Source organism: Alkalihalobacterium sp. TH-98 (genome assembly GCF_057473385.1).
Window position 1 is genome coordinate 619940 of sequence record NZ_JBYCKM010000045.1, and the last position, 15391, is coordinate 635330.

At 37.3% G+C, this 15391-nt stretch carries 13 protein-coding genes; all 13 read left to right on the forward strand.

The features are described from left to right. Positions 1-74: 74 nt before the first annotated feature. Positions 75-335, forward strand: coding sequence for a stage V sporulation protein S (locus AC2VNP_RS18700; protein ID WP_216827913.1), 261 nt, complete (start codon positions 75-77; stop codon positions 333-335). Positions 336-755: 420 nt separating this feature from the next. Continuing rightward, the gene (locus AC2VNP_RS18705; protein WP_486918773.1) at positions 756-2498 is read left to right on the forward strand and encodes a 2-oxoacid:acceptor oxidoreductase subunit alpha; all 1743 of its coding nucleotides are present in this window, start codon (positions 756-758) and stop codon (positions 2496-2498) included. Next, positions 2499-3365 (forward strand): 2-oxoacid:ferredoxin oxidoreductase subunit beta, encoded by an 867-nt coding sequence (locus AC2VNP_RS18710; protein ID WP_486918774.1) that lies wholly within the window; start codon positions 2499-2501, stop codon positions 3363-3365. Positions 3366-3543: 178 nt separating this feature from the next. After that, positions 3544-3975, forward strand: coding sequence for a universal stress protein (locus AC2VNP_RS18715; RefSeq protein WP_486918775.1), 432 nt, complete (start codon positions 3544-3546; stop codon positions 3973-3975). 247 nt (positions 3976-4222) lie between these two features. Next, positions 4223-5839, forward strand: coding sequence for a tRNA (N6-isopentenyl adenosine(37)-C2)-methylthiotransferase MiaB (miaB, locus tag AC2VNP_RS18720; RefSeq protein ID WP_486918776.1), 1617 nt, complete (start codon positions 4223-4225; stop codon positions 5837-5839). Further along, positions 5839-6270 (forward strand): YlbF/YmcA family competence regulator, encoded by a 432-nt coding sequence (locus tag AC2VNP_RS18725; protein WP_486918777.1) that lies wholly within the window; start codon positions 5839-5841, stop codon positions 6268-6270. Before miaB ends, AC2VNP_RS18725 begins: the two co-directional genes overlap by 1 nt. A gap of 565 nt (positions 6271-6835) precedes the next feature. Beyond that, positions 6836-7405 (forward strand): outer spore coat protein CotE, encoded by a 570-nt coding sequence (locus AC2VNP_RS18730; protein ID WP_486918778.1) that lies wholly within the window; start codon positions 6836-6838, stop codon positions 7403-7405. Positions 7406-7562: 157 nt separating this feature from the next. Continuing rightward, positions 7563-10175 carry a DNA mismatch repair protein MutS gene (mutS, locus tag AC2VNP_RS18735; protein ID WP_486918779.1) on the forward strand — a complete coding sequence of 871 codons (2613 nt, stop codon included), beginning with the start codon at positions 7563-7565 and terminating at the stop codon, positions 10173-10175. A 20-nt stretch (positions 10176-10195) separates the two neighbouring features. Continuing rightward, entirely contained in the window at positions 10196-12070 is a 1875-nt protein-coding gene (mutL, locus tag AC2VNP_RS18740) for a DNA mismatch repair endonuclease MutL (protein ID WP_486918780.1), read from the forward strand. A 117-nt stretch (positions 12071-12187) separates the two neighbouring features. Continuing rightward, positions 12188-12994 carry a class I SAM-dependent methyltransferase gene (locus tag AC2VNP_RS18745; RefSeq protein ID WP_486918890.1) on the forward strand — a complete coding sequence of 269 codons (807 nt, stop codon included), beginning with the start codon at positions 12188-12190 and terminating at the stop codon, positions 12992-12994. 25 nt (positions 12995-13019) lie between these two features. Continuing rightward, the gene (gene miaA / locus AC2VNP_RS18750) at positions 13020-13967 is read left to right on the forward strand and encodes a tRNA (adenosine(37)-N6)-dimethylallyltransferase MiaA (protein ID WP_486918781.1); all 948 of its coding nucleotides are present in this window, start codon (positions 13020-13022) and stop codon (positions 13965-13967) included. A gap of 25 nt (positions 13968-13992) precedes the next feature. Continuing rightward, on the forward strand, positions 13993-14232 hold the full coding sequence (gene hfq / locus AC2VNP_RS18755; protein ID WP_075386030.1) for an RNA chaperone Hfq: 240 nt from the start codon (positions 13993-13995) through the stop codon (positions 14230-14232). Between the two features lie 188 nt (positions 14233-14420). Next, positions 14421-15383: a stage V sporulation protein K gene (gene spoVK, locus AC2VNP_RS18760; protein WP_486918782.1), complete on the forward strand. Its 963-nt coding sequence runs from the start codon at positions 14421-14423 to the stop codon at positions 15381-15383. The last annotated feature ends 8 nt before the right edge of the window (positions 15384-15391 follow it).

A 15391-nucleotide genomic window follows, 5' to 3' on the forward strand; every position in this document is an offset into this window, starting at 1 on the left:
TTAGCAGGAATATTAGAATATTTCGGGAATATATTTAATAAGCGGCAATTTTCATCATTAAGGAGGTACAAGAAATGGAGATATTAAAAGTTTCAGCAAAATCTACACCTAACTCTGTAGCAGGAGCACTCGCAGGTGTCATAAGAGAAAGAGGCGCAGCAGAAATTCAAGCAATTGGCGCTGGTGCTCTAAACCAGTCAATTAAAGCGATTGCAATCGCTAGGGGGTTTGTTGCACCAAGTGGTATTGATCTCGTTTGCATTCCTGCATTTACAGATATTGAGATTGATGGTGAAGAAAGAACAGCAATTAAATTAATTATCGAGCCAAGATAAACGGCTCAAACCAAAAGGGCTAACTTGCGAAGTTTCTCTATACAAATAAGAGAAACTAAACGCGATAGTTAGCCTTATTTTTGTGTATTTATTAAGACTGTTAAAAAAAAATTAAAAAAAGTAATAAAAACCTTTGAAGTAAGTAGTCAACTTTTGTTAAAATTATGTCAAGATCGTGAACGAATATTGTTCCGATTCATTTTGACAAATTTTATACGTTTTCACTATTCCGTAATATTTTCCTTTAAAGTCTTGCTTTTTCTTATGGATAGATTTATTATTGTAATCGTTTAGTACATAATTATTCATGAGCATGGCACGTAAGTTACCCTCAGTTAGCCTAGTGAATTTACAAAGGGATTTACTATGCATATAGTGGAAACAGTCATTCTCATTCAATACGCCAAAGGGGTGGAGAAAATGATCAATCAACTTTCTTGGAAAGTTGGAGGACAGCAAGGGGAAGGTATTGAAAGTACCGGAGAAATCTTTGCTATTGCACTTAATCGTTTAGGGTACTATTTGTACGGGTATCGACACTTTTCTTCTCGTATCAAAGGTGGACATACGAACAATAAAATCAGAGTAAGCACAAAGCAACTTAATGCAATTTCAGACGACTTAGATATCTTAGTAGCGTTTGACCAAGAGACAATTGATGTAAACTACCATGAACTTCGTGAAGGTGGAGTAGTTGTCGCTGATGCCAAATTCAATCCTACATTAGCAGAGGATTCCAAAGCGACATTGTATGCGGTTCCATTTACTGAAATTGCTAATGAACTCGGAACTTCTCTTATGAAGAACATGGTTGCAGTTGGTGCATCAAGTGCTATCCTTGGTTTACCTGCAGAGTCTTACCGTGAAGTTGTTGAAGAAATCTTTAAGAAAAAAGGTATGTCAGTTGTTGAAAAGAACATGGAGGCTATTCAAGCTGGTGCTGACTTCTTTAACAAAGAAGCCGGTGGTCAAATTGAGTCTCTTCAATTAGAAAAAGCTGATGGGAAAAAACGTATGTTCTTGATCGGGAACGATGCGATCGCGATGGGTGCAGTTGCTGGTGGATGCCGTTTCATGCCTGCTTACCCTATTACTCCTGCATCAGAAATCATGGAATATTTAATTAAAAAACTTCCTGAATTCGGTGGAACAGTTATTCAAACAGAAGATGAGATTGCTGCTGTAACGATGGCAATTGGTGCTAACTATGCTGGTGTACGTACACTAACAGCTTCAGCTGGACCAGGTTTATCACTAATGGCAGAAGCAATTGGTCTTTCAGGTATTACAGAAGTTCCATTAGTACTTGTTGACACACAACGTGGGGGTCCAAGTACTGGATTACCAACAAAGCAAGAACAATCAGACTTAATGGCAATGGTATATAACACTCACGGTGATATCCCGAAAGTTGTTATTACTCCAAGTACAGTAGAAGAGGCATTCTACGACACAATTGAAGCGTTCAATATTGCTGAAGAGTATCAATGCCCTGTCATTATTGTAACTGACCTTGCTTTATCATTAGGTAAGCAAACAGTTGAGCCATTGGATTACAACAAAATTGAAATTCGCCGAGGTAAGTTTGATATAAATGAAGAGTTACCTGAGCGTGTAGATGGAGAGTACTTCAAACGCTTCTTAGTAACTGAAGATGGAGTGTCACCACGTGTTGCTCCAGGAATGAAAAACGGTGTTCACCACGTAACTGGTGTTGAGCATGATGAGACAGGGAAACCATCTGAGAGTCCTGAAAATCGTGTAGCACAAATGGACAAGCGATTACGTAAATTAAACTCGCTAGCGGACCGCTTCGATACACCGGTATATACGAATGCACCACATGAAGAAGCAGATCTATTAGTTATTGGTATTAACTCTACTCGTGGAACAATTAACGAAGCAATGCCACGATTAGAAGCCGATGGTATTAAAGTAAACCATGCACATGTTCGTTTACTACACCCATTCCCGACAGAACAATTAAAACCATTAATGGATCGTGCTAAGAAAGTTGTAGTCGTTGAAAATAACGCAACAGCACAATTAGCAAGTATTATCAAAATGAATGTTGGCGGAACAAATGTTGAAAGCATGCTTAAATATGACGGTAATCCATTCCTGCCATCAGACATCTACAAACAATGCAAGGAGTTGGTCTAAATGGCAACATTTAAAGACTTTCGTAATAAAGTAAAGCCTAACTGGTGTCCAGGATGTGGTGACTTCTCTGTTCAGGCAGCAATCCAACGTGCCGCTGCAAATGCTGGACTAGAGCCAGATAAACTTGCTGTTGTTTCAGGTATTGGCTGTTCTGGTCGTATCTCGGGTTACATTAATTCATATGGTTTCCATGGTATTCATGGGCGTGCATTACCAATTGCACAAGGTGTAAAAATGGCAAATCGTGATTTAACAGTTATCGCTTCAGGTGGAGACGGTGATGGATTTGCGATCGGTATGGGTCATACAGTTCATGCTATTCGTCGTAACATCGACATTACGTACATCGTAATGGATAACCAAATTTACGGTTTAACAAAAGGTCAAACATCACCTCGTAGTGAAATGGGCTTTAAGACAAAGAGTACTCCAGGTGGTTCAATTGAGTCTGCGTTAAACGTTATGGAAACAGCTCTAACTGCTGGAGCAACATTTGTAGCGCAAAGCTTCTCAAGTGACCTTAAAGAACTGACTTCTTTAATTGAACAAGGGATTAACCATAAAGGTTTTTCATTAATCAACGTATTCAGTCCTTGTGTTACATTTAATAAAGTTAACACATATGACTGGTTTAAAGATAACCTAACTAGCCTGTCTGCAATTGAAGGTTACGATTCGTCTAATCGTATGCAAGCGATGCAAACGTTGATGGAAAATAATGGTCTAGTTACAGGTCTTATCTACCAAGACAAAGAAAAGAAATCGTACCAAGAACTAGTATCTGGTTACGACGAAAACGGTCTTTCTAAACAAGACTTAAAACTTGATGAAGCGAAATTCAACCAGTTAATGGCTGAATTCATGTAATCTAATAAAAATTAAGAAAAGACGTCCAACGAAAATGGGCGTCTTTTCTTAATTTTAGCATAGGAACTAGGGAATTTATATAAATTTCAGAAAATTGTTAAAATATTTAAGTTGATTTTTTTTCTTCAGTGTTAAAATAAGGATTGTAACAGAATAATCGTATTGGGGGAGATGAAAGATGTTCAGTTTTTATTCCCGTATAGTTGTTGCATATGATGGTTCTACTTTAGGAAAAAAAGCATTAGAGATGGCAAAAGCATTAGCAAAACAAGATGACAGAATTGAAGTTAACGTTCTTTATGTACTAAACCCGAAATACTTAGGAAGTGAATTTGGCGTTTATGAAATGCTTTTGGAAAACCAGAAGGAAAAGATTAAAAAAACATTAGATGATGCAAAATTCGTACTGGAGGAGTTAAAAAACCCAAAAAATTATGTTGTATTAAATGGTAATCCTGCAGAAATGATCATTGAGTATTCGAAAAAGAAAGATGTCGACCTGATTGTAATTGGAAGCAGAGGGCTTAGTACAATAAAAGAAATTGTCTTAGGCAGTGTGAGTCATAATGTTGTACAACATGCACACTGTCCGGTACTTGTAGCTAAATAAATAAGAATTTATAAGGTGCATCCAGTCTTTAGGATGCATCTTTTTTATTATCGATCTAAAGAGAGCCTGCCATTGTACTTTAAATAAATAGACATATATTTTATGATTCTATCTTATGCCATAAAGTTTCATTAGTTCTTCAAGGGTTATTCATATGAAATGTTGTGTAGAATGATAGAAGCGTATATAATATTATTTTGTACGTCTCATTATATTTCTCTAAAATATGAGAAAGGAGCTATATATTATGAATGAAAATAATAACAACAAAAGCAAAAAGGTTTCCACACAGGACGTAAAATCCTCTAGTGGAAACAGTTCTACTAAAGACTATAGTAAATATTTCGACTTCTCTAATGCTAAAGTGACTGAGAGAGAAGATGGTAAAAAAGTAATGAAAATTAGTGGCCGTAGTATTCTGATTAGTGATCAACCGGACTATTCAAAAGGTAAGCGTCGGGGTAAGGAAGATGTTCAAGTTCATTATGACTTTAACATTCCTGAAGATATGAAAGAAATTGGTAAAGGAAAATCTTTCTTAGTTCGCACATACGGTTGTCAAATGAACTACCATGATACAGAAAACATGGCAGGGATGCTATTAGAGCTAGGATTTACAGAAACAGAAGATACAAATACAGCAGATATCATTATCTTAAACACTTGTGCGATCCGTGAAAATGCAGAAAACAAAGTGTTTGGTGAAATTGGAAACTTAAAGCCTCTAAAAAGAGAAAGACCAGAATTAATCTTAGCAGTATGTGGCTGTATGTCTCAAGAAGAAGGCGTAGTAAATCGTATTATGCAGAAGCATCAGCACATTGACCTGATTTTTGGAACTCACAATATTCATCGCTTACCACATCTATTAAAAGATGCAATCTTTGGTAAGGAAATGGTTGTTGAAGTTTGGTCAAAAGAAGGCGATATTGTTGAAAATATGCCACGTAAGCGTCAAGGTAATACTCAAGCGTGGGTGAATATTATGTATGGCTGTGACAAGTTCTGTACGTATTGTATCGTCCCTTATACCCGTGGAAAGGAACGTAGTCGCCTTCCTGAGGATATTATTGCAGAAGTACGTGAGTTAGCTCGCCTAGGCTACAAAGAAGTGACTCTGCTTGGTCAGAACGTAAATGCATACGGTAAAGATATTGAAGGAGTCAATTATGGACTTGGAGATTTAATGGACGATCTTCGTAAAATTGACATTCCAAGAATTCGCTTCACGACAAGTCACCCTAGAGACTTTGATGATCATTTAATTGAAGTTCTTGCTAAAGGTGGAAATTTAGTAGAGCATATTCATTTACCAGTTCAACACGGTAATTCAGAAATCCTAAAATTAATGGCACGTAAGTATTCACGTGAGCAATATTTAGTATTAGCTGGTAAAATAAAAGAAGCGATTCCAAATGCATCTTTTACGACTGATTTAATCGTTGGTTTTCCTAACGAAACGGAAGAGCAGTTTGAAGATACACTTTCATTAGTACGTGAAATTGAGTTTGACAGTGCGTTTACGTACATCTACTCGCCGCGTGAAGGTACACCAGCTGCTAAAATGGTTGATAATGTTCCTATGGAAGTTAAAAAAGAAAGACTGGCTCGCTTAAATGCATTAATTAATGAAATTTCAGCTAAAAGAAACTTAGACTATCAAGATAAAGTGGTTGAAGTTTTAGTTGAAGGAGAAAGTAAGAAGAATCCAGAGATTTTATCAGGTCGTACACGAACCAATCGTCTTGTGAATTTTAAAGCGCCGAAGTCAGTTATCGGCAACATCGTCTATGTAAAGGTAACAGATGCTAAAACGTGGTCGTTAGATGGAGAAATGGTTGAATTAGCAGAGGTGAAGGAATAATGGAAAAAATGTATACGAAAAGAGAAATTGTTGAGAAAGCAACAGAACTGGCAAAAATGATCGCTGAAACAGAAGAAGTAGATTTCTTTAAGAAAGCCGAAAAGCAAATTAATGAAAATGTAAAAGTTCAAGAATTAATGGCTAAAATCAAGCGTACACAAAAAGAGGCTGTTAACCTACAACATTATGGTAAAGTAGAGGCTCTTAAAAAAGCAGAAGCTAAAATCGACGCTTATCAAGAAGAATTAGATCAAATTCCGTTAGTACAAGAATTTACAAGTAGTCAAATGGAAGTTAATGATATTCTTCAACTTGTTTCATCAACGATTTCTAACACGGTGACAGATGAAATTATTAAGTCAATGGATGGAGATCTATTAAAAGGGACAACGACGAAAAGTCCATTTAGTTCAGGTGGATGCAAAAGCTAAGGACATATCGAGAAGCCTACTCTGATTAAGAGAGGCTTCTTTTTTAGGTACAATTGGAGAGATGTCCGTAAATTAATACACAGCCAGCCACGCTAATTGTATTAAAAGCTACATACTATGGTTATATACTTTAAAGAAAGAAAGTTTAATAATTCTTTCATTTATTCTGCTGCATGTGAATACTCTATATTAATCAATGAGAAACTGCCCAAAAAATAATTTAATCAAATCTAGAAAAGGGGACATAATTGCAAGGTTTGCCTCATATCGTTTTATAGATTATGTATTGAAATTATCGTCTCTTTCTACAAGAAGAAATTAATTTTTTTGGCACAATGGTTATTCGCCCTGCATAGGATGGAAGTGAAGAAATTGGCGACGCTAGTTTGACCTAAGACTAAGACATCGTATTTTGAATTAGATGGACGCCGGTCTAATTTATCGGGCTATCAAAGTCATGCTTTCCCCTATGACTTAACTTCGACACCTAGACACGATGTTGAAGCGAAGTACTTACGGCGACATGCCGAGTTTTTCTAACGATTTGATCGAGGAGGGTTCACTCATGTCACAAACAGATAACTTAAATTATCGTGAAATTATTACGAAGGCGGTTTGTGGTAAGGGAAGAAAGTTTACTCAAGCTAGTCATACAGTAAGCCCTTCCCACAAGCCTACTAGTATCCTTGGTTGCTGGATTATCAACCATAGGTACGAAGCAGCTAAAAAAGGTGATGCGGTGGAAGTACAAGGTAGTTATGACATCAACTGTTGGTATTCTCACCAAAACAACACGAAGACCGAAGTAGCTACTGAAACGGTTACGTACACAGACGTAGTACCATTGCAAGTAAAGGATGACAACATTTTATCTGATGATGTTCAAGTTATGGCTAAAGCAATTCAGCAGCCTAATACACTTGAAGCAACAATTTCACCAAATGGCTCAAGTGTTGTCGTTCAAGTAGAACGTGAATTCTTGACTGAAGTAATCGGTGAAACGAAGATTCATGTCGCGGTTCATCCCGACGGAACGATTGCTGAATTAGATCCTTCAATGTTTGAAGAAGACGTAACGGATGAAGAGTTCGAAGATTTAGATCCTAACTTCATGATGGGAGACACAGAAGAATAGTTGATTGGAGCTAGGAAGGAAATTACTTCCTAGTTTTTTTATATGCATGTGTACTTATTGAGTATCAGGCACCTTTAGCCAATTAAAGGTGCCTGACACCTCTTCTATGAATATGGTATAATGATAGGCGTAAAATGTAGAATTTTGGGGGATTACAATGGCACAGCATACGCCTATGATACAGCAATATTTAGGAATTAAGGCACAATATAAAGATGCCTTTTTATTTTTTCGTTTAGGAGACTTTTATGAGTTATTCTTTGAAGATGCGAAGCTCGCAGCAAAAGAATTAGAGATTACACTAACTGGAAGAGGTGGCGGTGAGGACCGAATTCCGATGTGTGGAGTCCCTTATCACTCAGCTGAGCAATATATTACTCAATTAATAGAGAAAGGGTATAAGGTTGCCCTTTGTGAGCAAGTAGAGGATCCGAGAGAAGCGAAAGGCGTCGTTAAGCGGGAGGTTGTGCAGTTAATTACGCCTGGAACAGTAATGGATGGTAAAACCATTGCTGATAAAGAAAATAATTTTATAACATCTGTATCCGATCTGGATGATGGACGCTTCGGTTTTATTCGTACGGATTTAACGACTGGTGAAAGTTCTATTACTGAATTAACAGGTGGAATAGATGAAGCGATTTATGAGCTTGCTTCGACTGCAGCAAAAGAAGTAATTGTTGCACCAGACTTTAACGAATCATATCTTGAGATGGTAAAGCAAAGATTATCAATCACTATATCATTTGAAGCGGATGAGGGAGTGCCGGAATTTTTTCAACCGATATGTGAAGGTATTGAACATGACTACCTCGTGGCAACGATTGGAAGGCTATGTAATTATTTAGTTCGAACACAAAGGCGATCGCTCGATCATTTACAGCAAGTTCAATATTACACGTCCAATCAATATATGAAAATTGATTATCATTCAAAGCGAAACCTAGAATTAATTGAAACGATTCGAGAGAAAAAGAAAAAAGGCTCATTATTATGGATTGTTGATGCAACAGTAACCGCTATGGGTGCCCGCTTATTAAAAAAGTGGTTAGAACGGCCATTAATTACTCAAGGAGAAATTGAAGAGCGTTTAACCGTGGTTGAGACTCTTATGGAGCAGTTCTTTGTTAGGGAAGAGTTACGAGAAGCGTTGACGGAAGTATATGACTTAGAACGTTTGGCCGGGAAAGTAGCCTATGGTAATGTGAATGCACGTGAACTTGTTCAACTACGAAGATCCCTGCAACAAATTCCAATGATCGTTCATATTGTTCAACAGCTTAATGTACCTCTATTAGATCGATTAATTACAACGATTGATCACTGTGGTGAACTTTTAGACTTGTTAGAAACGAGTATTGTTGACGATCCTCCTCTTTCTGTTAAGGATGGCGGTATGATTAAAACGGGTTTTAATGAGGAACTAGATACCTATAGAGATGCGAGTTTAAATGGGAAGACGTGGATTGCTGCACTTGAACAAAGAGAGCGGCAAGAAACAGGGATCAAATCACTTAAAATCGGGTATAACAAAGTATTTGGCTACTATATTGAGGTTACTAAGTCTAATATCCCTAATCTGCCAGAAGGTCGTTACGAAAGAAAACAAACGCTAGCGAATGCGGAACGTTATATAACGCCAGAACTCAAAGAAAAGGAAACACTTATTCTAGAAGCAGAAGAAAAAATAGAGTTACTTGAATATGATTTATTTCAAATGATCCGTGAACAAGTAAAAAGTTATATACGCCAACTTCAACAACTCGCTAAAACGATTAGTACAATAGATGTATTACAAAGCTTTGCAACAATTAGTAATGAGCAACGTTTCGTGAGACCGCAATTTTCAGAAGATCGTCAAATTCATATTGAGAATGGCCGGCATCCGGTCGTTGAAAAGATGATCGACCGTGGTCAATATGTTTCAAATGATGTTGTCATGGATCGTGAACGTGAAATCTTATTAATTACGGGGCCAAATATGGCCGGTAAAAGTACGTATATGAGACAGTTAGCATTAACATCCTTAATGGCGCAAGTCGGATGTTTTGTTCCTGCAACCACTGCGGTCCTTCCAATTTTTGATCAGATCTTTACAAGAATTGGCGCGGCAGATGATTTGGCAAGCGGACAAAGTACATTTATGGTGGAAATGTTAGAAACAAAACATGCATTAACAAATGCAACAGAAAATAGTCTGATTCTTTTAGATGAAATTGGTAGAGGAACATCTACCTACGATGGGATGGCACTCGCTCAGGCGATTGTTGAATATATCCACGAACAAATTGGAGCCAAGACTTTATTCTCCACTCACTATCATGAACTTACCGCTTTAGATCAACAATTAAAACGGCTTAAGAACGTTCATGTTTCAGCAATAGAGGAAGATGGAAAAGTTGTATTTTTACACAAAGTGGTTGACGGACAAGCTGACAGAAGCTATGGGATCTATGTTGCGCAACTAGCAGAACTTCCAGAACATGTTATTGTTCGAGCGGATGAAATCTTACAACAATTAGAGGGGGGAGAAAAACAAGCAGCACTTCCTGCTATGTCAAAGTTGAAATTGAAAGAACGTGAAGAAAAAGAGGGACAACCTATTCAATTATCTTTATTTGGAGAAAATGAACAACAACCAAAAAAGTCTCATTCCAGTTCAACTGAAACAGGAATTATTAAAGACCTTAAAAAGTTAGATATCCTCAATATGACACCATTTGAAGCGTTACAAATGTTAAATGACATACAACGCAAACTAAGAAAATAGCTAAGGAGGTGCGTGAAGCCATGGGGAAAATTGTAAAATTAGATGAACAGCTTTCCAATAAAATCGCAGCTGGGGAAGTGGTGGAACGCCCGGCTTCAATTGTTAAAGAGTTAGTTGAGAACGCAATTGATGCAAATAGCACACAAATCGTAATTGAAGTTGAAGAAGGTGGACTTTCTAAAATTAGAATACTAGATAATGGTGATGGTATTTTACCTGATGATATCGAGACGGCTTTTTATCGACATGCAACAAGTAAGATTAAGACGGACAAAGACCTTTTTCATATTACGACTTTAGGTTTTCGTGGGGAAGCCCTTCCAAGTATCGCTTCGGTCTCATACCTTGAATTGAATACAAGTACAGGTGATGGGGCAGGAACATGTATTCAATTAGAAGGCGGAAAAATTATTGCAAAACAGTCAGCTAATAGCAGAAAAGGAACTGAAGTTACGATAACGAACCTTTTTTATAATACACCGGCTAGGTTGAAGTATTTGAAGACGGTTCACACGGAATTGGGTAATATAAGTGACATAGTGAATAGAATTGCCTTAGCACACCCTGAGATTGCATTTGAACTTTACCATAATGGCAAGCAAATGTTACAGACGAATGGGAATGGAAGTCAACTACAAGTCTTACATTCTATCTATGGTGCGGCTGTTGCTAAACAAATGCTACCAATTGAATTAGAAACCATTGACTTTCAAGTTACCGGCTTTATTGTGAAGCCTGAGGTAACTAGAGCATCGAGGCAATATATATCTACATTTGTAAATGGAAGATATATTAGAAATTATTCATTAGCAAGAGCGATTCAAGAAGGGTATCATACGCTGCTTCCAATTGGTCGATATCCGATTGTTGTACTCAACATAACGATGGATCCATTATTAATTGACGTCAATGTTCATCCTTCTAAATTGGAAGTTCGATTAAGTAAAGAAGAGGAACTTACGACACTCGTAAAAGAGGGAATTCAAAGCGTCTTTAAAAAAACACAGCTCATTCCTGAAGTCGTTCGAGAAAAAAAGGAAAAACCAAAATCAGAACAAATTGCTTTTCAACTGAACCATGAAGAAACACAGGTAAGTCGAGTTGAATATCAACCGGTCATTCCTACGACTAAAACATACAATTCAACGAAACCAATTATAAACTATCGAGAACAACCAACTGAAACCGACGATGGTTTTGAGGAAGAAAAAAGCATCTCTGTTGAAACAGTAGAGAAAGTCGAAATGGAAAAAGATATACCAGTAGGAAATACAGTTAAGGAACAACCGTCTCCTGATTTTGCACGAAATGATCGTGTACCGACTTTATACCCGATTGGTCAAATGCACGGAACGTATATCCTTGCTCAAAATGAACAAGGATTATATATTATTGATCAACACGCGGCACAAGAAAGAATTAAATATGAATATTTTAAAGAAAAAGTAGGCCGAGTAACTTCAGAACTACAAGACCTTCTCGTTCCAATCACACTTGAATGCACCCAGAGTGAATTTATTACCTTAAAGGAACACACTGAAGAGTTAAAAGAAGTCGGATTGTTTTTAGAACCATTCGGTAATCAAACCTATATCATTCGTTCCTATCCTACTTGGCTTCCAAAAGGTCATGAAGATGAAACATTACGGGAGATGATTGATGAAGTCCTTTCTAAGAAAAAAATTGATATCAAAAAACTTCGAGAGGAAGCTGCGATTTTAATGTCTTGTAAGGCAGCGATCAAAGCTAATCGTTATTTAAGGGCGGATGAACAGTTTGCCTTATTAGAGAGCTTACGTAAATGTATCGATCCATTTACTTGTCCACATGGACGTCCAATCCTTATACATTACTCAACTTATGAAATGGAAAAAATGTTCAAAAGGATTATGTAAAAACTGTTGGTGTAATGATTATCACTCATTCACTGTGGATATAATGATAGATGGCTTATCTACTAATTAGTTGCGATTTAAGTGTGAAAAAGTCTATAATATGGTAGCACTATAGTGATGTGGAGAGATAATGTGTATATAACGACAGCCTTAAAGCATAATGAAAAATTAGTAGAAGAAGCTAAAATGATAAGTTTAGATCTGGAAGCAACTTATCTTGACAGGGAAGATAAACCGATAGAGGTTATGATAGAAGAGCTTGGGGATGACATCTTTGTAGTCGGGAAGAAAAAGCTCTTCTATTACTCCATTCATTCAACAGAGCCTTTCTTTTTTCACCCCAACTCGGCGATGTTCCGTTTTAAACGACTACAGAAAGACGGGTATGATCCATTTATAGATGCTTCTCAGTTGGAAGAAGGGATGACTCTATTAGATTGTACGTTAGGTCTTGGTTCGGACGCGATCATTGCCCAATCTGTTGTTGGTTCGTCGGGAAAAGTGGCAGGGATTGAAGGAAGCCGGCCGATTGCCTATATTGTTAAAGAAGGGTTGAAGCATTGGAATTCTGGTAATAACTTGTTTAATCAAGCGATGCGTTCGGTACAAGTTATTCATGGAAATCACTTTGAAATTCTCCGTAGATTAGAAGAAAATAGCTACGATGTCGTTTATTTTGATCCGATGTTTGAAGCTGACCTAGAAGCATCGCAAGGGTTAACACCGCTAAAGTCTTTAGCCCTGTATCAACCAATAACTGCTGAAACTATTGAAGAAGCAAAGAGGGTAGCGAGACAGCGGATTGTTTTTAAGGATCATTGGAAAAGTGATCGGTTTGCTAAATTCGGTTTTGACGTGATAAAAAGACGAACTTCAAGATTTCATTTCGGTTACTACGAGTTAAACAACGAAATGAAGAAGTGAAAAAGGAAACAAAAAGGGTGTTGTCATGAAGGAGAAGCTTGTTGTTATAGTTGGCCCTACAGCGGTTGGAAAAACCAAGATGGGCATAGAGCTAGCCAAACGTTTCAACGGGGAAATTATTAGTGGTGATTCCATGCAAATATATAAAGAGATGGATATTGGCACCGCGAAAGTAACAATAGAAGAGATGGATGGAATTCCCCATCACTTGATTGACATTAAGGAGCCGACAGAACCTTTTTCGGTTGCTGAATTTAAGGGTCTTGTTCAGCCGCTGATAAAATCGTTAAATGCACAAGGGAAATTACCATTTATCGTCGGAGGAACGGGTCTATATATAAACTCAGTCATACAAGATTTTAATTTTGCGGATACATCTACTGATTTAAAGTTTCGAGAAGAAATGGAGAATTTTGTAGAAGAGCATGGAGTTGAACAACTTCATCAGCAATTAAAGGATGTTGATCCTGTCAGTTATACTTCTATCCATCCGAATAATTACCGAAGAGTTATTCGAGCTTTAGAAGTATTGAAGCTAACGGGAAAAACGTTATCTGAATACCAACAATCCCAAACGAAAGAATCGCCTTATGACTATGTCTTTATTGGCTTAACGACGGACCGGGAAGTATTATATAAGCGTATAAACGATCGCGTCGATCTGATGATTGAACAAGGGCTGTTAGAAGAAGCGAAACGACTGTATGATCATGGGGTTCGAGAATGTCAGTCCGTACAAGCGATTGGCTATAAAGAAATTTATGAGTACATAGAAGGAAAAGTGAGTAAGGAAGAAGCGATCGAAATTCTAAAGCGAAACTCTAGACGTTATGCGAAGAGACAATATACTTGGTTTCGAAATAAAGCAGATGTTCACTGGTTTGACATGACAAATGCAAACTTTAATGAAAAGATTATAGAAATTAAACAATTTATAGAAGGAAAGCTTTATAATCATAGCGAAATAAAATAACAGTACATAGAAGGGGGACTTATAAATGAAGCAATCCGTTAACATTCAAGACCAATTCCTAAATCAACTACGCAAGGATAATATCGCAGTTACTGTTTTCTTGTTAAATGGTTTCCAGTTACGTGGATTAATTAAAGCGTTTGATAATTTCACAATTATCCTAGAGAGTGAAGGAAAACAGCAACTTGTTTATAAACATGCTATTTCAACTTTTGCTCCACAGCGTAATGTTCAAGTGAATATTGATCCAGAACAACAATCGTAAAGATTGGAATTGGTGAGGGTCACTCGTAAGTGTTATTACCTTTGATACTAAGATGCATATCTTAGTAAGGTATTGTGCACTAAGGAGTGACCCTCTTTTTCTTTGTAAAAATCTTATTAGGCATTTGTCACAAAAATTAGGCGATTGCGTATAGTATTGTAACCGATTGTAAACAGAGGGGTGAAACAATGAAAAATACAACAGTTACCCGCTCGAAAGGACAAATTAATGTTGTCCTGAACCGTGAAAATAAGCGAGATAAGGAAAATTTATATCGAAAAGAACAATCTTTTGGAAATACATTGGCAGAAAAACATGAAGTACTTGAGCGTATGGAAAAAGAGTTGTCTTCATTAGTTGGATTAAACGATGTAAAACGGTTGTTAAAAGAAGTATATGCATGGCTTTACATCAATAACTGTCGTAAAGAAAATGGGTTAAAAAGTTCTAGGCAGTCTTTGCACATGATTTTTAAAGGAAATCCTGGAACGGGGAAGACGACAGTAGCGCGTCTCATTGCGAAATTGTTTCATGAAATGGAAGTACTTTCGAAGGGACATCTGATTGAAGTTGAGAGAGCTGATTTAGTAGGTGAATATATTGGACATACCGCGCAAAAAACGAGAGAAGTACTAAAGAAAGCGTTGGGTGGGGTACTATTTATTGATGAAGCGTATTCATTAGCTCGCGGCGGAGAAAAGGACTTTGGGAAAGAAGCGATTGATACGTTAGTTAAAGCGATGGAAGACCAACAACACGACTTTGTTTTAATTTTAGCAGGGTACGGTAGAGAAATGGATTATTTTCTATCTCTAAACCCAGGTTTGCCATCCCGTTTCCCAATCACCATTCCTTTTGAAGATTATTCAACGGATGAATTAATGGAAATTAGCGAAATCATGTTGGCAGAAAGAGAATATCAGCTGTCGAGGGCTGGAGAACAAAAAGTTCGAGAATATTTACGAAGAATTAAAGGTGAACACGGAAAAACGTTTAGTAATGGCCGATTTGTGAGAAACTTAATTGAGCAAGCAATTCGTACTCAAGCTGTTCGCCTTCTTGTTGAAGGGAAGTACGACCGGCAATCTTTATCCACTCTTCAAGCAGAGGACTTTGACTTTGAGAAGTCTAGAGTTCAACCGTTTTCTTGACATTTAGT

Excerpts from the sequence above, each read along its gene's own strand:
- AC2VNP_RS18730 (WP_486918778.1), top strand. The coding sequence starts at position 6,836 with ATGTCACAAACAGATAACTTAAATTATCGTGAAATTATTACGAAGGCG.
- AC2VNP_RS18705 (WP_486918773.1), top strand. The coding sequence starts at position 756 with ATGATCAATCAACTTTCTTGGAAAGTTGGAGGACAGCAAGGGGAAGGT.
- mutL (WP_486918780.1), top strand. The coding sequence starts at position 10,196 with ATGGGGAAAATTGTAAAATTAGATGAACAGCTTTCCAATAAAATCGCA.
- miaA (WP_486918781.1), top strand. The coding sequence starts at position 13,020 with ATGAAGGAGAAGCTTGTTGTTATAGTTGGCCCTACAGCGGTTGGAAAA.
- miaB (WP_486918776.1), top strand. The coding sequence starts at position 4,223 with ATGAATGAAAATAATAACAACAAAAGCAAAAAGGTTTCCACACAGGAC.
- AC2VNP_RS18745 (WP_486918890.1), top strand. The coding sequence starts at position 12,188 with ATGTGGAGAGATAATGTGTATATAACGACAGCCTTAAAGCATAATGAA.
- spoVK (WP_486918782.1), top strand. The coding sequence starts at position 14,421 with ATGAAAAATACAACAGTTACCCGCTCGAAAGGACAAATTAATGTTGTC.
- AC2VNP_RS18710 (WP_486918774.1), top strand. The coding sequence starts at position 2,499 with ATGGCAACATTTAAAGACTTTCGTAATAAAGTAAAGCCTAACTGGTGT.
- AC2VNP_RS18700 (WP_216827913.1), top strand. The coding sequence starts at position 75 with ATGGAGATATTAAAAGTTTCAGCAAAATCTACACCTAACTCTGTAGCA.
- AC2VNP_RS18725 (WP_486918777.1), top strand. The coding sequence starts at position 5,839 with ATGGAAAAAATGTATACGAAAAGAGAAATTGTTGAGAAAGCAACAGAA.
- mutS (WP_486918779.1), top strand. The coding sequence starts at position 7,563 with ATGGCACAGCATACGCCTATGATACAGCAATATTTAGGAATTAAGGCA.
- AC2VNP_RS18715 (WP_486918775.1), top strand. The coding sequence starts at position 3,544 with ATGTTCAGTTTTTATTCCCGTATAGTTGTTGCATATGATGGTTCTACT.
- hfq (WP_075386030.1), top strand. The coding sequence starts at position 13,993 with ATGAAGCAATCCGTTAACATTCAAGACCAATTCCTAAATCAACTACGC.